The sequence below is a fragment of the Prolixibacteraceae bacterium genome (assembly GCA_019856515.1).
Classification (GTDB): Bacteria; Bacteroidota; Bacteroidia; order Bacteroidales; family Prolixibacteraceae; genus Halosquirtibacter; species Halosquirtibacter xylanolyticus.
This window is the reverse complement of sequence record CP082230.1, coordinates 3,260,948-3,280,642: the sequence shown is the minus strand read 5'-3', so window position 1 is coordinate 3,280,642 and position 19,695 is coordinate 3,260,948. Positions and strand designations below refer to the sequence as shown.

Below are 19,695 nucleotides of genomic sequence, written 5' to 3'. Positions count from 1 at the left end.
TATAGTGACACTCTATAAGAAAACAACACTTCAATAATGAGAACGTTAGAGAAAATTTTAGAATTTGTACTATTTATTGGCATTGTCTTTCGGGTAATGCTAGTAAATAATGGATATCTTCTAGAGGGAATTGCTCTCGGTGCCTTGGGAGTTTTTTACCTCATTTGGAGTTTTATCCGCTTTCGAGACTACAGCTTTATTAAAAAAGATAATGCCACATGTCAGTATGATCCAATAACGAAACGAATGTCCCTTTTTGCTGGTATTGGCCTTTTTATTACATGTGTAGGAGCTGCAGAACACTTAATTTTTATCACAAGTAATAATGTGATAGTACTTATAGGAATGCTTCTACTACTTTTTGTAGCAGTATCAGAAATTATAGTCTATAAGAAAGAGAAACGTGTATATATCTCAAGGGTATTTAAACGAGTCTTTGTATGGTTAATATTGGGTTGTGTGGTTTGGTATATCTCAGGAGTATCATCTATTGAGATTATCTATCGAAAGCACCCTCGTTTTATTAAAGCTTACAAAGCCGTTAAAAAGAGTCCAGATAATGAACAGTTAAGAGATATTATGTGGAGAGAGTATGATAGAGCTATTGGAAAAGATGGTGGTTCAAGTCACTCAAATATCAAATAAGGTATTAAAAAAAGAGATACATAAAAAAGGATTACTTCATATGAGTAATCCTTTTTTTATTTAAATTAATAGATTTACTATCAATCAGTTGTAGTATAATAAACGTTTTTGTTTTCATAGATTTAGTATAGTTCCTTATTTATTGGTATTTTGTTCCTATTGAGATGGATATAACAAATGTTGATATCTATTTTTGTGGATATCTCACTTCATTAATTATAGTCTATTTCCCATCTAGTATATGATGTTGAAAATATTTTGTAGTGTAACAGAGTTAAACTAAATATATTAGATGATATGAGTTTGTGTTATTAAGTTGAAGTGCATAAGTAAGGGAAATAATATATGCAAAAGTTAAGTTTACAACAGAAGCTTCTTCAGAAGTTGTCTCCTCAGCAAATTCAAGTGATTAAATTGCTTGAATTACCTACGATGCAGTTAGAGCAAAGAATCAAGAAAGAATTAGAGGAAAACCCAGTATTAGAACTTGAGAGGTCTAGTTCTGAAGATATCGATGACGATTATAATGGAGATTTAAAATCGAATTCTGATTCCGATAATGAAGAATTTTCAGTTGATGATTACTTGAATGAAGAAGATATTCCCTCTTATAAGTATCAAGCAAACAACTACTCCTCTGATGATAAAACACAAGAGATGCCATTAACTGAGGGAGCTTCATTTCATGAAATATTAATGGAGCAGCTTAGTCTTATTGACTTGAATGATGAGGAGATGATATTAGCTGAAAATATTGTCGGCAATATTGATGAAGATGGCTATCTAAGAAGAGATTTAGAGTCTATTATGGACGATCTTCTTTTTATGCAAAATATCCATACAGATGAAGATGAATTAGCTAAGGTTCTATCTAAAATACAAACCTTAGATCCTTCTGGTGTAGGAGCTTCTGATTTAAGAGAGTGTCTGTTACTTCAACTGTTACGTAAAAATGCATCAGACCCAGTCATTGCAGTTGCTACAGAGCTTATTAAAGACCATTTCGATGAATTCTCTAAGAAGCATTACGATAAATTAATTAAGCGATTAGATATTGATGATGAAATGCTTAAGGACGCAATCCAAGAGGTACTAAAGCTTAATCCAAAGCCTGGAAGTTCTTTTAGCAATACAATAGGTAGAACTAGCCAAGCCATTATTCCTGATTTTATTCTTGAACTTGTTGATGGGGAGCTGGTCTTATCACTAAATCAACGTAATGTCCCGGAATTAAGAGTTAACAACACCTATTCTAACATTCTAAAGGATTACAAAGCAACAGGAAGGAAAAGTAGTTCTCAACAGAAAGATACAGCTCTCTTTGTTAAACAGAAATTAGACTCTGCAAAATGGTTCATAGATGCTGTTAGACAACGCCAGCAGACACTTCTATTGGTAATGAATGCGATCATCAATTATCAAAGAGAATATTTTATGGATGGTGATGAAACTAAAATAAGGCCGATGATATTGAAAGATATTGCTGATCGTACGGGTTTAGATGTTTCAACAATATCGCGTGTCTCGAATAGCAAATATATCCAGACCCATTTTGGCACATTTCAAGTGAAATATTTCTTTTCTGAAGCAATGCAGAAGGATGATGGAGAAGAGGTTTCAACAAGGGAGATTAAGCAAATTCTTAAAGAGTTCATCGAGGGAGAGAATAAGAAGAAGCCATTAACAGATCAAAAGCTCTCAGATATACTTAAGAGCAAGAGTTATAATGTTGCTCGTAGAACGATTGCGAAATATCGTGAACAGATGGGATATCCAGTAGCTAGATTACGTAAAGAAATATAGTAGATAGATAATACACATTGTTGATAACTCAGATTAAATGTTCTATATATGATTTTATTCGACTGACATATAGTTTGTTATATCGATATATACAATATGTATAAAAGAAAAAGGAAAGAGTAATGGATCTAGTCCAGTCTCCTTCCTTTTTCTTTTAATTAAATAACCACATTATTAAATTGGGTTTTTATTGAATGGTTTAATCTCTCCTTTTCGTTTGAAGATCCAACTGTGTTTCAATAGTTTCTTTCCTTTCATAAGATTCGACATCTCATTTTCAGCCTGCTTTAGTGATTGGAATGATTCGATAGCTACTTTGAACTGACCATTCTCATCTTGCATGAATACAACAGGACTGTAGCCTAGCTTTATTAGCTCAGTTTTTAAGACCTCAGCATTGTTGTAAATATTATAACTTCCAACAATAATAAAGTATCGATCCTTAAGGTTGACTCCTCTTATAACCACTGTTTCTTCAACTTCTATGGTTTCTTCAATAGGAGTCACAACTTCAGTAACAACCTCCTCAATAACAGGAACTTCTTTGGGGACCTCCTTTACTTTCTTCTCTTTACACCCCCAAAATGTAACAGAAAAGACAATGGCGAAAAGTGAAAAAATTCGTTTCATAGCGTATTCTTTAATTCTTGACATAGATTCAATTAGGGTGATCTACTATCATATATAACAATCTCCCTAAACTAAAAGTTTGATTCCTTTTTCTTCCTATGGTAAAGTAACTAAAGAATGTAATGAATTTAAGATAAAAAAATATGTTATTCAACAAATTTATACCCAACACCTTTGAGTGTTTTAATATGCTCACTACCAATTTTTTCTCTAAGCTTACGGATGTGTACATCAATAGTTCGATCACCAACAATAACATTGTCTCCCCACACCGTATTATATATCTCCTCTCTAGTAAATACTTTACCTGATTTTGATACCAATAAAGAGAGTAATTCAAACTCTTTACGAGGTAAGATCATCTCCTTCTCATCTTTGATCAAAAGATATTTCTCTTTGTCAATAATGAGATCACTTATCTTAAGGATATTTTTATCTTCGACAGCCTCCACTGTGTTAGAATCATGTCTTTTAAGCAGTGCTTTAACACGACTTATCAACACTTTTGGACGGATTGGTTTCGTAATATAATCATCCGCTCCCGCTTCGAAACCAGCAATTTGTGAATAATCTTCGCCTCTTGCTGTAAGGAAAGCAATGATACATCCCTTTAATGAAGGGATTTTACGAATCTCTTCACAAGCAACAATCCCATCCATTTCTGGCATCATCACATCTAGGATAATCAGATGAGGACTATATTTTGTAGCTTGTTGGATTGCTTCTTCTCCATTTCTTGCGGTATGTACATTAAATCCTTCTCTACGTAAGTTATAGCTAATGAATTCAAGAATATCTTCTTCGTCATCCACAAGTAGAATCGTGTATTTGCTGTAATCGTCACTCATTTTTAATATTGTTTTGGATGTAATCAAATATACATAAAAAAGATGATAAAAGTCGTAATCTATTTCTCTAAGGTAAAAGTAAATGTACTTCCTTTATCTAGGGCACTTTTTACCTGAATAGATTGGTTATGAGCTTCTAATATATGTTTCACGATGGCTAGACCTAAACCTGTCCCACCCTCTTTTCTTGATCTACTTTTATCAATTCGATAGAATCGTTCAAAGATACGATGTACATGATCATTCTCAATACCAACGCCATTGTCAGTAATCTCTACCATAATATGATCCATCATATCGTAGAAACCAACCTTCACAAATCCTCCTTTTGAACCGTATTTCACCCCATTACCAATAAGGTTTCTTAAGACATCAAATATCTTCATTCGATCTCCATAAACAGTAATAGGTTTTTCAAAAATTTTACCGAAACGAAGCGTAATATTCCTCTCAGTGGACTCTCTCTCCTCAAGGTCAAAAACCTCTTGTGCCAACTGTACGATATCAAATCTAGTTCTATTAAGTTTCAACTCTCCCGCTTCAAGTTTTGTGATCGATTCTAAATCATCAACTATAGATATCATTCTATCTACACTCTTTTCTGTTCTTTCAAGATATAGTTTATTAATCTTTGGATCGTCCATTCCACCATCAAGCAGGGTCAATACATATCCCTGAATATTGAAGATAGGAGTTCTAAGTTCGTGAGAAACATTTCCGATATAGTCCTTACGGTATTTCTCTAACCCTTTAAGACGTTTAATTTCAGCTATTTTAAGGTGTGACCACTCCTCTACTTCTCTATGTACTTCATTGATCAAATCGATCGAATTCATTAAGTTATTTTTCGTTTTTCTATCCGACACAGGGATAGAACGAACAATTTTATAGATAGGTTTCAACTTATCGTAGACCAAACTGTTTAAGATATAGTTAACAATGAGTATGGTAACAACAAAAAGTATAGGTACAGAGATACATAAAAACCATAATCGATGGTAAACAAAGTTGATTGTAAGAAATACAACGAATATCAAAGTCAGTGCTAGAGACAAATATACTGACAAGCTTTTTAACGTATAGGATTTCATGTAGTTATGCGAATTATTCAAGATCTATTTAATCATCCAAAGATGAGCAAAAAATATTATATAACATGGCAGTTAACCTAAACTTAACAGTATCAAAATGTCTAACAAATAAATCAAATTGATTTAACATTCAAGTAATTTCAAATAAGGTAATTGCAGTCATAAAATCAAAAAACCAAATTAATTATTTATTCATGGAAACGTTTTATTTAACGCTAGTAGTTATACTGTTCGCCTTGGCGATTTCTGACCTTATAGTGGGGGTTAGTAATGATGCAGTAAACTTCTTAAATTCGGCTATTGGATCAAAGGCTGCACCCAAATGGGTCATCTTTGCCGTAGCGAGTTTGGGTATTTTAGTTGGGGCCACATTCTCTAGTGGGATGATGGAGGTGGCTCGTAAGGGTATTATGAATCCAAATATGTTCATGTTCAATGAGATTATGATCATATTTGTCACAGTCATGATTACCGATATTATCTTATTAGACCTCTTTAACTCATTGGGACTACCTACTTCTACAACTGTATCAATTGTATTTGAATTACTAGGTTCTTCTGTAGCTGTTGCATTGGTGAAAATATCAAACTTAGGGCAGTCTATTGCTGATATTCACCAATATATTAATACAGATAAAGCGTTGGCCATTATATTTGGCATACTATTCTCTGTCGTTATAGCCTTCTCCATTGGAGCTTTAGTTCAATGGATAACGCGTTTGATCTTTACATTTAAGTTCGATAAGAAGATCAAATACTACGGCTCTATCTTTGGTGGACTTTGCCTAGCATTTATTACATACTTTATACTTATTAAAGGAGCAAAAGGTGCATCTTGGATTGATCCAGAACATGTAAAGTATATCAAAAGCCATACGACAACAATCATTAGCATCTGTTTTATTTCTTGTACTGTGATCCTCCAATTGATTTCGATGATATTTAAGAAGGTAAATATCTTGAAGGTCGTTGTTTTGATTGGTACATTTGCACTTGCAATGGCATTTGCTGGTAATGACTTGGTTAACTTCATCGGAGTTCCTTTAGCTGGTTTTGAGTCATTCAATGCATGGAGAGTATCAGGATTAGCTCCAGATGCGATGTCGATGTCTATTCTTACTAAACCAGTAGAAACAGAAACATATATGCTGTTGATTGCTGGTATTATCATGATCGTTACTTTGATCACTTCGAAGAAAGCAAAGAAAGTGATTGCCACTTCTCTTAACCTATCTAATCAAGGAGAATCTGAAGAACGTTTTGAATCGTCAGCAGTATCTAGAGCCATTGTAAGATCTTCCATTTCTGTCTCTCAAGGGTTAGGTAAAATAGTTGCTGAAGGTATTAAAGGACGTATTAGAAAGCGTTTTACAAAACAACCAAAAAATGAAGATGACACTGCTTTTGATCTTATTCGTGCCTCTGTAAATCTGGTGGTTGCTAGTATCTTGATATCGATAGGTACTTCTTATAAACTGCCTCTCTCTACGACATACGTAACTTTTATGGTAGCTATGGGTACTTCCCTTGCTGACAAAGCCTGGGATAGAGAGTCTGCCGTTTATCGTATCTCTGGTGTTTTTACTGTTGTAGGTGGATGGTTTATGACTGCCATTGTTGCTTTCTCGAGTGCAGCGATCATCGGAGCAACTATTAGTGTTGTTGGTGATGGAACAGTATTCTTATTCTTAGCTTTAGCTATATTCTTGGTGTTTAAATCTACTTTTAAGAGTAAAAAAGACAATGATAACGAAGAGGAAGAAGAGTTAACAGAAGAGGTTTTAGAGACGACTAAAGTGCTAGAAAAGAGCAAGCAAAGAGTTACTAACTCTGTGTTGATAACTTCAAAAGGCTATCTTGTTGCAATTGAAAGCTTCCTAAATGAAGATCGCAAAAATATCAAAGAGATATTAGAAGAGGTTGACTATTTAAGTCAGAAAACTAAAAAGTGGAAGAATAACGTAAATAGTGTTGTTCTAAGGCTTCAAGCAGACTCTGTTGAAACAGGTCACTATTATGTGCAGATCGTCGATTATCTTCGTGAGTTATCACATTCATTGAATTATATCATCACTCCGCTTTATGAGCATATCAGCAATAATCATAGACCTTTTGTAGATGTTCAAGCTGAAGAGTTAATACAACTTGTTAATAAAGTCAATGACTTCTACAATTCAGTAATACATGTAGTTAAAGAAGAGCGTTTTGATAAAATTGATGAACTTATCAACGAACGTGGAGAGGTACTTGAGTTTATGTCAGAGCTTGAAAAGCTTCAGATTAAAAGAATTAAGAAGAAAGAGGTTAATACCCGTAATTCAGTACTATTCTTTAATATTTTGTCAGAATCTAAGAATCTGCTTTTCCACTCAGTAAATATTGCAAAAGCATATAGAGACTTTGTTCATTATTCAAAGAAATCAATTTAAGATGATCAGCCTTATCCCATATGGAAATTGCGATTAATCATCAAATATCTAAAAAGAGAATTCATTTCGATGAATTCTCTTTTCTCATTATCTCTCATTACTTATTGGCTCTTTCCGAAACTTGTGGGTAACCACATATCGTTGCAACCAAATCATCAATGCAACGTTATATTCTCCAATTAAATTACAACAAACAGACCATCGTTTATTGTAGGTTTAAGCTTTTTGAACCCATTACTATAATAATTTCATCATAACCATCACGAACACATATCGTTATGGTTTCTTAACTCTTTTGCATCACCAAACCTATAGTGTGACAATAGAATATTGATCTATTAAACATTTTTGATGAATGAACTATCAACGAAGTATCCTTGAAGTATCAATAAACTACGAAGGAAACCTTATCTAAGATGTCGGTTATTTCCTAAAGTAGAAGCACTTTTCTGATCTTAGTTATCATAAGAATCATGAACAATCTTAATAGGGTAATTCATGGTCTTTATGCACCCTCATAGGAACACGTAGCTCGAGCTAGGAAACAGAATCGATTGCAAGCAGACTCCTGTATTCTCGATGCCATATATCGCCAAAATTAGTAACATAGAAGAGTTTAGATGCCTATTAAAGCTGTGCAATTATTGGACAACATATTCAAGATGGAAGAAGATCACAAATCATTGAAATATTGTCCTAAAGGATACAACCTGCGAGATTAAGACATTTTAGATAAATAGAGATTCATAAAGAACCCTTAAAGCCGCCATCACCTGACTAACATGCTACTATTACCTGCTTTTTCTTGGATGTCATTCCAAGTATATTCGAAATTCCCTCACCCAAATAGGGAAATCGATGAATGAACTTCGAGTGAACTTTGAATGAACTTCGAGCCATCTCAGGGGAAAAGCAGGAGCAAGTAGCTTGTTGGTAAGAGTAAGGTGATATTGATGTGTCGGATGTGATAATGGTATATGAGCTTTGTTCTATTTAATATGGTGAACCACTAAGTTTTGGAAAGAGCCCACTTCCTACTTATTTACACTTGCGTAAGTGACCAACTATAGAAAATAATAAAACAAAAGAGGCTTACACTTGATCGTGTAAGCCTCTTAAAAATATCTATTGACAAGATTGATTTCGATTACATATTAGCAATTCGTGTCAATCTAGGAAGGTTAACGAATTTAATTTCTCTTCCTTTTATCTCTATAATCTTATCATGTTTAAACTCTGAGAGTAGTCGAATTACTGATTCGGTGGCAGTTCCGACCATATTTGCAATCTCTTCTCTAGTTAAAGAAACTTGCAGTACATTATCTTTATTTACACCAAATTTATCACGAAGCATTATTAGTACTTCTGCGACTCTCTCTCTTACTGTCTTATGTGCAATATCTGTGATATAGTTATTGGCATCCTTTAGTTCTTTACACACCACCTGTAAAGTATTCAATGTGAATCTATGGTTAGTAGAAAGAATAGATGTCAAAGCATTATATGGTACATGCACCAAAACAGCTTGTTCAATAACTTTTGCAGTAGTACACGCTCCTTCTTTACTCAGAAGCGAACGATAAGCGATAATATCTCCTTTGGTTACAAATCGTATAATCTGCTCTTTACCGTCACTACCTGTTTTAATAATCTTGAGTACACCACTCATGATACAATAGAAGCCAGTTAGGCGTTTCCCTTCATGATAAACTACATCGCCTTTTTTATATTGACTAGTAGAAGCTTGACTTTCTAATAACTTTAATTCGTCAGGTGTTAATGACTTAAAAAAGTTAAATGTAGATAAATCATACTCTTCTTGGAGGGGGTGAATATAACTCTTCATAGTAAGCATTTAGTTTGTTGGATCAATTAGATTGAATGTAAAAGTATAACAAAAGGTTGGAGAAAAAAAGCCTCAAAAAGGAGAAATAACTGTTTATTTATAAGGTTATTACTGTTATATAACAGAATTTACACCATGCTTTTCTGTTATGTAAATCATGAAATATATCATTAGGTAAGAACTTTTGTAATTCATCGGTTGTTTTATATAAAAATGGAGTAATCATAAGACAATTTGATATGCATAAGCTTGCTTTAGTAACAGGTAGTAGTCGACGTATTGGAAGAGAGATAAGTTTGAAATTAGCCTCTATTGGTTACTCTCTTATTTTACATTATTCCAATGATTATAATGGTGTGGAATCATTGAAAAAAGAACTTGAGGAGAGCTACTCGAATCTTCAATTCTTCTCTTTTCAAGGTGACTTAAGATGCCCTACTTTTGTGGATGAACTATCACAATTTTGTGATTCGAAATGTGTTATTGTGAATCTGCTAATTCATAATGCATCGATATTTGAACCGGATGATCTGACAAATGTTTCGTTTAATTCACTGCAAGATCACTTTAGTATTCATCTTTTTCAACCATTGTTAATAACAAAGTGGTTCTCGAAGCAAGCCGTTAAAGGACAGGTTGTTACTATTGTTGATCAAGCTGTGACAAATAAACAATCTGCTTATCTTTCATATATACTATCTAAAAAATCCCTTCTAGAGGCAACCTATATGTTGTCACTTGCTATGGCTCCAGGCTTTCGTGTGAATGCCATTCTTCCTGGTATGATTTTACCTTCCAAACATGGTAATGCAGAGAAGTTCCATAAAGAGGTGCTAGAGACCCCATTAAAAATCGCGCCAGGAGTACAATCGATATTGTCAGCCCTAGTGTTTCTTATAGATAATGAATGGGCTACAGGCCAGACAATATATTGTGATGGTGGCGAACATTTGGTTTAATGATTAACAATTATACACATAATGCAAATAGGAATTAAAAAATTACATTTAAGGACATATATTGGTTTTCATGATGGTGAACAGGACAAAAAACAAGATGTCTTCATTCATCTCAAGATCAATGTCCCATTTCATTCATCCATGTCAGAGGATGATATTTCGAATATTTACAATTATAAAACGATAACTAAACAAATTATAAATTTTGTAGAGAATAGACGTTTTTTGTTATTGGAAAAACTTACCGATGATGTGGCCAATTTGATTCTAGAAGACCATCGTGTCTCATTTGTTGAAGTGGAGATCGAAAAACCATGTGCATTGAGGTTTACTGAATCAGTTTCTATACTTGTCCAAAAACATTCTTCTCATGAATAGAGTTATAGTATCAATCGGGTCGAATATTCAACCTGAATTAAATATCCCTGAAGCGGTTTTATCAGTATCATTGAAACATCGCTTATTGGAAGTCACTCACGTTGAAGAGACACAACCATTAGGTATTATAGATCAACCAAATTTCCACAATGCAGCCATGAAAATAGAGACATGGTTTTCACAAGACGGTTTTAAGATTTACTTGAAAGAGGTAGAGGACCTGCTCCTTCGTGATAGAACGACGGAAAAGTATGGTCCTAGAACCATTGATTTAGATATTGTTGTTTGGAATGATGAGGTGGTAGATGAAGACTATTATAGTCGAGATTTTCTTAAAAAACATACAGATCAGCTTATGAAATGGTAACCTATATATGGTAAAACCGATATTTGTTAATTCAAAACACTTAGGAGTCAAATTGTTCTAGGTGTATGGATAGAAAAAAATTATATCTTTGTGTGATTAACGATAAAAATAGAGGTAATACCATATAATATCATGAGTAATAAGTTTCGAGAATATAAAAATTTCGATCTCTCTCAAATTAATAAAGATGTATTAAAATACTGGGAGAAAGATGATACTTTCCATAAAAGTATGTCGACACGCGAAGGAAAACCAACCTTTGTATTTTATGAAGGTCCCCCTTCAGCTAATGGTCAACCAGGTATTCACCACGTTATCTCTCGTTCATTAAAGGATCTTATCTGTCGTTACAAGACAATGAAAGGATTCCAAGTGAAACGTAAAGCAGGATGGGATACACATGGTTTGCCAGTAGAATTAGGTGTTGAAAAAACTCTTGGTATTACAAAAGAAGATATTGGTAAGAAGATTACCGTAGAAGAATATAATGCAGCTTGTCGTAGAGAGGTGATGAAATATACCGATCTATGGGAAGATCTAACACATAAAATGGGATATTGGGTGAATATGGATGATCCATATATCACTTATGATAACCGTTACATTGAGACGTTGTGGAACTTATTGAAAGAGCTTTTCAATAAAGACATGTTGTATAAAGGTTATACAATTCAACCATACTCTCCTGCTGCGGGAACTGGTTTAAGTTCACATGAATTGAATCAACCGGGTACTTATCGTGACGTAAAAGATACTACATGTGTTGGCCAGTTTAAAGTGGTTCGTAATGATAAGTCTGAGAAATTCTTTGGTAATGAAGATCTGTTTTTCTTGGCTTGGACTACCACTCCTTGGACGTTACCTTCTAATACTGCACTAGCTGTAGGTCCAAACATTCAGTATGTACAAGTTCGTACTTATAACCCTTATACCGGAACACCAGTGTCTGTTATGGTGGCTAAAGATCTTTATCGTAAATTCTTCCCTGAGAAGAATGAAGGTCTAGATTTCGATAGCTATGAGACAGGAGCAAAGAGTATTCCATTCGAAGTGGTTGCTGAATATAAAGGAACTGATTTAGCAGGTATCTCATATGAGCAGTTGATTCCTTGGATGAAACCTGATGGAGATGCTTTCCGTGTGATACTTGGTGATTACGTGACCACTGAAGATGGTACAGGTATTGTTCATATTGCACCTACTTTCGGAGCAGATGATGACCGTGTTGCTAAGGTTGCTGGGATTGCACCAATGCTTCTTTTAGACAAAGAGGGCAAGCAACAACCAATGGTGGATAAGCAAGGACGTCTATTTCCTATTGAAGACCTTGATACGGAGTGGGTTGCTTCAAATGTAGATGTAGATCTTTATAAAGAGTTCTCTGGTCGTTATGTGAAGAATGCATACGATAAAGAGCTAACAGAAAAAGATCCTTCTTTGGATGTGGATATCTCGGTGATGTTGAAGAAGGAGAATAAAGCCTTCCGAGTAGAGAAACATGTCCATAACTATCCTCATTGTTGGAGAACTGATAAACCGATACTTTATTATCCATTGGATAGTTGGTTTATTAAAACAACTGCGGTTAAAGATCGTTTGATCGAACTAAATAAAACAATCAACTGGAAACCTGCATCTACAGGAACAGGACGTTTTGGTAACTGGTTAGAGAATCTTGTTGATTGGAATCTTTCAAGATCTCGTTATTGGGGAACTCCTCTTCCTATTTGGAGAACAGAAGATGGCACAGAGCAGAAATGTATCGGTTCGGTAGAAGAGTTGATGGCTGAAATAGAGAAATCTATTGAGGCTGGTTTCATGGAAAAGAATCCATACGATGAATTTATCGTTGGAGAGTATTCGAAACAGAATTATGAGAAGATTGACCTTCACCGTCCATATGTAGATGATATCTTTCTTGTTTCAGAGAGTGGTCATAAGATGACTCGTGAACTAGATTTGATTGATGTATGGTTTGATTCTGGAGCAATGCCATTTGCTCAGATGCACTATCCATTTGAAAATAAAGAGAACTTCGGTGAGGTTTATCCTGCTGACTTTATCGCAGAAGGGGTTGACCAGACACGTGGATGGTTTTTTACGCTTCATGCGATATCTACAATGATCAATGATTCTGTTGCTTTCAAAAATATCATATCTAATGGTTTGGTTTTGGATGCAAAAGGAAACAAGATGTCTAAGCGTCTTGGTAATGCTGTTGATCCATTTGAGACTATTGAGAAATATGGATCAGATCCACTTCGTTGGTATATGATCACAAATTCTCAACCATGGGATAACTTGAAGTTCGATGTGAACGGTGTAGAGGAAGTGCGTCGTAAGTTCTTCGGTACACTTTATAACACATATAGTTTCTTCTCTTTGTATGCTAATGTGGACGGATTCACATATAGCGAGCCTGATATTGAAATGGAGAAACGCCCTGAGATAGATCGTTGGGTATTATCTCTATTGAACAGTTTGGTGAAAGAGGTGAACGGAGCATTAGAAGCATATGAGCCAACAAGAGCAGGTCGTGCTATAAATGACTTTGTAACGGAGAATCTTTCGAACTGGTACGTACGTCTTTGTAGAAAGAGATTCTGGGGTGGTGAGTACGATCAAGATAAGATCTCTGCTTACCAAACGCTATATACTTGTTTGTCTACAATTGCGAAGTTATCTGCACCTATTGCTCCATTCTTTATGGATCAGTTGTATAGAGACCTTAATAACATTACGAACAAGGATTTCGATGGTTCAGTGCACTTAGCAGAGTATCCTAATACTGATGAGACTCTTATTGATGAGCAACTGGAAGAGCGTATGAATATTGCTCAGAAAGTTTGTTCTATGGTACTAAGCCTTCGTCGTAAGGAGAAGTTGAAAGTAAGACAACCTCTTCAAAAGATTATGGTTCCTATTCTAGATAATAATTTTGAAGCGCAGTTTGAAGCGGTGAAAGATATTATCTTGACAGAGGTTAATATAAAAGAAGTTGAATACATTACAGCTAACTCAGGTGTTATCAAGAAGAAGATTAAGCCAAACTTTAAGACTTTAGGTCCTAAATATGGTAAGATTATGAAGGGGATAGCTGGTGCTGTTAATGGATTATCTCAAGATGATATCAATCTCTTCGAAACAAAAGGTAGCCTTCAGTTGTTAGTTCAGGAGCAACAAGTAGATTTGACTCTTGAAGATGTTGAAATCATGTCGGAAGATATTCCAGGATGGTTGGTTGCAAACGAAGGGGCATTGACGGTTGCTTTAGATATTACAGTTACGGAAGAGTTGAGAGAAGAGGGTATTGCTCGCGAGTTCATTAACCGTATTCAGAATATCAGAAAAGAGAGTGATTTTGATGTAACAGACAAAGTTGTGATAACTATTCAACGTCATGAAAATCTAAATAGTGCATTAGAGAACTTTACAGATTATATATCAAAACAGACACTTGCTACAGAACTTAACTTAGTGGATACTATCGAAGAAGGTAGAGGACATGAGGTAGAGATCGAAGCAGATGTTCTAACTAAAATTGATGTTAAACGTGTTTAATTATTGATGTTTGCATTTGTTGTAGTGTGTCGTTTTAAAGATAATTTTATTAAATTAGTGGATCAAATCTAATAGGAACTCATAAAATTATTCTTAACCTTTATTATTATATGGTGGAAAAAGTAAGATACTCAGATGAAGACCTGGAGATATTTAGAGCAGTGATTCTAGGTAAGCTCGACAAGGCAAGAAATGATTATGAGTTGTACAAGGATGCCATTACCCAAAGAGACGGTAACGACACACAGGACACTTCTCCTACATTCAAAGTGTTAGAAGAAGGGGCAGCAACTTTATCAAAAGAGGAGGCTGGAAAGTTAGCTCAGAGACAGCAGAAATTTATTCAGCACTTAGAGGCAGCACTTATACGTATTGAGAACAAAACCTATGGTGTTTGTCGTGAAACAGGTAAGTTAATTGCTAAAGAGCGTTTGTTAGCTGTGCCTCATGCAACTTTAAGTATTGATGCGAAAAATAACAGAAAGTAATTCTTTCATAATAAAAATTGACAATCCGAGGAGAGGTAATACTCCTCGGATTTTTTTTTAATATTAGATTTGTATGTCAAAGCGTAACATAGCAATTGTGGTTGTACTATTGCTTCTTGTGATCGACCAAGCATCAAAGTTTTGGATCAAAACACATATGATGTTGGGAGATGAGTTCGATGTGTTTGGTGATTGGTTCCGAATACATTTTGTAGAGAATAATGGTATGGCCTTCGGGTTTGAGTTTGCTGGAAAATACGGTAAACCATTCCTTACCATATTTAGAATATTTGCATCGGCGGCGATTATCGTCTATTTAAATAAATTAATCAAAAAAGGAATTCCAACAGGAGCAGTAGTAAGTATATCTTTGATACTTGCAGGAGCTATCGGGAATATCATTGATTGTGCTTTCTACGGTGTTATATTTGATCATAGCTTTGGGCAGATAGCCACACTATTTCCAGACGGAGGAGGGTATGAAACGTTCTTCTATGGTAAAGTGGTCGATATGTTATATTTTCCATTAGTGGAAGGGAACTTCCCTGCTTGGTTTCCAAAGGTTGGAGGTAATCACTTCTTATTCTTTAGCCCAGTATTTAATATTGCTGATTCGGCTATCTCTGTGGGGATTGCTATCTTACTTCTTTTTTATCGAAAGATATTCGATGAGGAAAAAGAGGTACATAAGGCATAAGATTGAAAAAGCGATTATAAGTCCACCTTTTAATCGCTTTTTTAATTGCTTATGATACTATATCTGATCGGATAACCAATCTTCTGGATTCAGACACTCCGTCATCTTCCATATCTGAAACTTTAATAGCGTATTCGTTCCGTTGTGGCTATCTGTATACACATCACCTAACGTCTTCCCAAGCTTTATTGTTTGGTTCTTCTTGACGTAAACTGTTTTTAAATTGGAGTAGACAGTGATATAACTTCCATGTCGTACAAATACTGATAAGTTACCATGTTTGATTGCCATCACGGCAGTCACAACTCCATCATATACTGCTTTTACCTTTGTCTTAGGTAGCGTAGAGATCGTAATCCACTTGTTATTTACCTTCAACTTCTTCATTATGGTATGGCTATGTACCCCAAAATGGTCAATAACCACGCCATCTACAGGCCATATTAGCTTACCTTTATGTTTTTCAAACTCTTTTTGTAGTGTCTTATTGTTATACCCTTTGTTGGCCCCCTCAGATACAACCTCTTTCTGTAGTTTGGTCGCAATACTCTTCTGCTGTGATACGATAGCAGTTAGTTCTCTCTCCTTGTCTTTAAGGTTTTGATAGTAAGAGTTCTCAATCACAAATTCATTGTTGAGTATTTTACATTCATGAGAGACGCTATGGGTCATCTGCTCGACCTCATCACGATTCTTTTTCATCAGAACTTTACTTCGAGAGATGGTCTCTGCTAAAGAACTAATAAACATTATTTTTCTAGTCTGTATCTTTTGGTATTGCGCAGCCTCCCCCTCTTTCATATAGAAATCTTTGATGTCTTTAGAGGTGAATAATGTGATGAGCTTTTGATCTGGAGACCCTTCCAAATTCATTTTATTGAGAAATTTAGAATAGGACTCTTTTGCTTGTGTCAGGTCGTTATCTAATGAGGTAATAACATAGCTATAATCCTCTATACAACTATTGTAGATCTTGATTTGATCTTCATATTTCGTAATGAGGTTTTGACGTTGCCTGATACTGTTCTTTATTAACTTCAGTTGAGACAAAGAGATGTCTGCATTTTTCTGAGCTTGATTAAGAAGTTTCTGTGTCGTTTTTAACTCTCTAAGTATCTTTCGTTGTTGTTTTCTCATTGATGAGATATCTTGTCCTTCACTACTCATGAAGGACAGGATACAACATATCCATAAAAAATATTTAAGAAGAGAGTTTTTCCACATAACCTACAACACTTTACTCTTGTATGATGAGGGTATTGAGAATTTAAAAGAACTTTCTTTATCTACCCACATCTTATACAACTTCACTTTCAGTTCAAAGATAATATTCTCTTGCTTTTGAGAGGTCATTGTTACCACCGAAGGGTATAAAAATCCTTCCAATTCGACATATTTGTCAATATTTATGGTTGTCGAAGAGTTACTTTCGAGATCTTTATAGATCACTTTTGAAAGTTTAAACGTATGTGGGTCAAAGTAGAGACGTTCTTCTACCTTGTTTTGTCCTATATATATCTTATTTTCTTTTTTTATAACTACCTTTTTCTTCCTTTTATTGTGTTTCTCTTTTCGAGAGACGGTTTGCTTTAAAGATGTCAGTACATAATAACCATCTTCTGTAAAACTTTTATATTTTTTCAACATCCTTCCATTGGGGTTGATCTGCAGGGTTAGTGCATTTCCCATTAAAAGATCTTCTAATTTGAAAAGAGAAAGGTTGACACCAATATTCTCTTCCAGTCGTTCATAATTTGATCTCATTATTTCCCGACCAAGGTAGTTTACCAATATAAGGGTATCTTCTGTTGCAAGAAGTTTACCTATGGGTAATATACCCTTCTGTGCAGAGATAATAATCACGCTATCCATCTTTGCTTTTATAGAGGCCGTGAATGTGTTTTTGCTACCATTAAGCGTTGCACTTATAGATGCTTTTCTGGCACCATAAGTTTCATAACAGCTCTCTGCATTTCGCACATTCCTCATTAGCTTCGAAGCACTAATGGGTTTTAGTGTTTCCATACTTGCAGTTGGAGTAACACTCTTCTGTAACCTCTTCGTTGTACTACAACTCGTTGTGATTGCTATGAGAGCAATAAAAAGTACCGACTTTGTTTGTAAAAATCTAAACACTACTGACTGCATTAATCTTTCAGATTTAAAGAAGTATTACTCGGAGTAATACTTCTTACCTTTAATTTTTTTATCTAGGATCTCAGACTCTATTCCCTCTTTCTTAGCTTTATTCCAATTGTTTAAGGCTCCATCAATATCATCTAAGAAATATAGAATATCTCCATAATGTTCATAAAGAGTAGGATTTACATTGTCCATACTATCAATAGCATTCTTCATATAGAATTTAGCCAAACGATAGTCCTTTTTCATGAATAGTACCCAAGCATAAGTATCAAGATAGGTAGGGTTATTGGGATTTTTCTCCACAACCAAAGCACTAAGTCTCTCAGCCTTTTCTAACTGCTCACTACGAAGTGATAAATAATATGCAAAATTATTCATCGCCATATAGTTTGTTGGATCTAATTCAACAACCTTATCATATGCTTTCCATGCCTCTTCAAACTTATCAAGATTATAGAGTGCTTCTGCTTTGTAGGTATAGATCTGCGAAAGCATTGCCTTATTTACATCTGGTAATACCTCTGCTTTTTCAAGAATAGGAAGCATCTCTGTATACTGCTTATCTTGCAATAGTGTTAGCGATTTGAAGATGTACAAAAGAGGCTTGTTTGGAAACTTGAGTAATGCCTTCTCTGTATTTGCTTTCATTGCATCCCAATCAAGAAGTTGGTTATCCAGCATGATAACTCGTTCCCAATATATATAATTACTCCCCTCTAGGTCGATGGCATATTGAAACTGCTCTTGTGCTCTCTTAAACTCTTGCTTCTGAATTAAATACTCTGCAAAAAGTGCATGTGGTCTACTCTCACTAGGATTTGCAGCAATCATATACCCAAGCAACTTCTCTTTCTCTTCATCCGAAACTACAAACTCTGTTTTGGGTGCCGTTAGAAGAAGAAACATCTGAATCTTGGTACCAGTATCCAATGTAGTGCTTTGCATTGCTTTCTCGACATGAAAGAGCGCCTTCTGTGGCTGTTTACCTTCACGATAGTAGTTCGCAAGTGAGATGTGAACAAAGCCATCTTTAGGATCAATTTCAAGCACTTTATTGTAATACTTTAAAGCGGTTTCTCTATTATCCTCTTTCATGTATAGATCCGCCATAAGACCATAATATTTTGTCTCCTTAGGATTACTATCAATTAATCGCTGGATCTCTTCTCTCGCTTTCTTTGGCTTCTTTAATGAAAGATATATCTGTTCTTTTGCCACAGAAATACGTTCATTAAGCCCCATCTCTTTCTCTAAGCGATCATACATCTTTATGGCCTCTTCAAATTGATTTGATGAAGCATATAGTGCCGCGTTACGATATATATAGTCGAGGTTCGTAGGATGTTTGGCTACAAGCTGTTCATAAATATCTGCTGCTTTATCATACCTCTTTCGCTGTTCAAATACCTGAGCCAACAACATGGCATACGTATCATTTGAAGGCTCTAACAAATAAGCTTTTTCAAGCAGCCCTAATGCACTAGTGATATCTTTTTTTGCAATATGTATTGTAGATAACTCATACATAGAAATGGCAGACTTTGGGTCTATCTCTAGACACTTAGAGAATAGAGCAATAGCCCCCTCAAAATTACCAAGCATACGCTGTTTTAAACCTTCAATAAAAAGATATTCAAATTGAAGACTCATCTCCTCAGACAGTTTCGTGTCTGAGCTATTACCCTTCAAGGCAACAGGATTAGCTTTATTTTTTGAGGATGTAATCTTCTTACTCGTACTACATGAGAGTAAGGCTACAAGTAGCGTTGCTCCTATGAGTACTTTGTGTATTTTCATCATAATGCTAA

General features: G+C 35.0%; 16 protein-coding genes. 9 read left to right on the top strand and 7 right to left on the bottom strand.

Going from position 1 to position 19,695, the window contains the following annotated elements:
* Positions 1-36 precede the first annotated feature (36 nt).
* Positions 37-645: a hypothetical protein gene (locus K5X82_11970; GenBank protein ID QZT36011.1), complete on the top strand. Its 609-nt coding sequence runs from the start codon at positions 37-39 to the stop codon at positions 643-645.
* Between the two features lie 345 nt (positions 646-990).
* On the top strand, positions 991-2,448 hold the full coding sequence (gene rpoN, locus K5X82_11965) for an RNA polymerase factor sigma-54 (protein QZT36010.1): 1,458 nt from the start codon (positions 991-993) through the stop codon (positions 2,446-2,448).
* A 174-nt stretch (positions 2,449-2,622) separates the two neighbouring features.
* On the opposite strand, the gene K5X82_11960 is transcribed toward rpoN, so the two are convergent.
* From K5X82_11960 to K5X82_11950, 3 genes are all read right to left on the bottom strand, one after another.
* Positions 2,623-3,078, bottom strand: coding sequence for an SPOR domain-containing protein (locus K5X82_11960; protein QZT36009.1), 456 nt, complete (start codon positions 3,076-3,078; stop codon positions 2,623-2,625).
* Between the two features lie 146 nt (positions 3,079-3,224).
* The gene (locus tag K5X82_11955; protein ID QZT36008.1) at positions 3,225-3,926 is read right to left on the bottom strand and encodes a response regulator transcription factor; all 702 of its coding nucleotides are present in this window, start codon (positions 3,924-3,926) and stop codon (positions 3,225-3,227) included.
* A gap of 59 nt (positions 3,927-3,985) precedes the next feature.
* Positions 3,986-5,017, bottom strand: coding sequence for a sensor histidine kinase (locus K5X82_11950; GenBank protein QZT36007.1), 1,032 nt, complete (start codon positions 5,015-5,017; stop codon positions 3,986-3,988).
* Positions 5,018-5,211: 194 nt separating this feature from the next.
* Here K5X82_11950 and K5X82_11945 point away from each other — a divergent pair, with 194 nt between their 5' ends.
* Positions 5,212-7,446 (top strand): inorganic phosphate transporter, encoded by a 2,235-nt coding sequence (locus tag K5X82_11945; protein QZT36006.1) that lies wholly within the window; start codon positions 5,212-5,214, stop codon positions 7,444-7,446.
* A 1,147-nt stretch (positions 7,447-8,593) separates the two neighbouring features.
* Here the strand turns inward: K5X82_11945 and K5X82_11940 are convergent.
* Positions 8,594-9,292: a Crp/Fnr family transcriptional regulator gene (locus tag K5X82_11940; protein ID QZT36005.1), complete on the bottom strand. Its 699-nt coding sequence runs from the start codon at positions 9,290-9,292 to the stop codon at positions 8,594-8,596.
* A gap of 239 nt (positions 9,293-9,531) precedes the next feature.
* Between K5X82_11940 and K5X82_11935 the strand changes: the two genes are divergently transcribed.
* From K5X82_11935 to K5X82_11910, 6 genes are all read left to right on the top strand, one after another.
* Entirely contained in the window at positions 9,532-10,251 is a 720-nt protein-coding gene (locus K5X82_11935) for an SDR family NAD(P)-dependent oxidoreductase (protein ID QZT36004.1), read from the top strand.
* Positions 10,252-10,272: 21 nt separating this feature from the next.
* A complete protein-coding gene (locus K5X82_11930; protein ID QZT36003.1) occupies positions 10,273-10,629 on the top strand; it encodes a FolB domain-containing protein in 357 nt (118 codons plus the stop codon).
* On the top strand, positions 10,622-10,996 hold the full coding sequence (gene folK / locus K5X82_11925) for a 2-amino-4-hydroxy-6-hydroxymethyldihydropteridine diphosphokinase (GenBank protein ID QZT36002.1): 375 nt from the start codon (positions 10,622-10,624) through the stop codon (positions 10,994-10,996). The genes K5X82_11930 and folK overlap by 8 nt, the downstream gene beginning before the upstream one ends.
* 132 nt (positions 10,997-11,128) lie before the next feature.
* Positions 11,129-14,557 (top strand): isoleucine--tRNA ligase, encoded by a 3,429-nt coding sequence (gene ileS / locus K5X82_11920; protein QZT36001.1) that lies wholly within the window; start codon positions 11,129-11,131, stop codon positions 14,555-14,557.
* Positions 14,558-14,667: 110 nt separating this feature from the next.
* Complete coding sequence (locus K5X82_11915; GenBank protein ID QZT36000.1) at positions 14,668-15,045, top strand: TraR/DksA C4-type zinc finger protein; 378 nt, start codon at positions 14,668-14,670, stop codon at positions 15,043-15,045.
* A gap of 73 nt (positions 15,046-15,118) precedes the next feature.
* Positions 15,119-15,742 (top strand): lipoprotein signal peptidase, encoded by a 624-nt coding sequence (locus K5X82_11910; protein QZT35999.1) that lies wholly within the window; start codon positions 15,119-15,121, stop codon positions 15,740-15,742.
* A 57-nt stretch (positions 15,743-15,799) separates the two neighbouring features.
* Here the strand turns inward: K5X82_11910 and K5X82_11905 are convergent, their stop codons facing one another.
* The 3 genes from K5X82_11905 to K5X82_11895 form a co-directional block, all read right to left on the bottom strand.
* Complete coding sequence (locus tag K5X82_11905; protein ID QZT35998.1) at positions 15,800-16,879, bottom strand: peptidoglycan DD-metalloendopeptidase family protein; 1,080 nt, start codon at positions 16,877-16,879, stop codon at positions 15,800-15,802.
* Positions 16,880-16,969: 90 nt separating this feature from the next.
* Positions 16,970-17,890 (bottom strand): DUF4292 domain-containing protein, encoded by a 921-nt coding sequence (locus K5X82_11900; GenBank protein ID QZT35997.1) that lies wholly within the window; start codon positions 17,888-17,890, stop codon positions 16,970-16,972.
* 24 nt (positions 17,891-17,914) lie between these two features.
* The gene (locus tag K5X82_11895) at positions 17,915-19,687 is read right to left on the bottom strand and encodes a tetratricopeptide repeat protein (protein QZT35996.1); all 1,773 of its coding nucleotides are present in this window, start codon (positions 19,685-19,687) and stop codon (positions 17,915-17,917) included.
* Positions 19,688-19,695 lie beyond the last annotated feature (8 nt).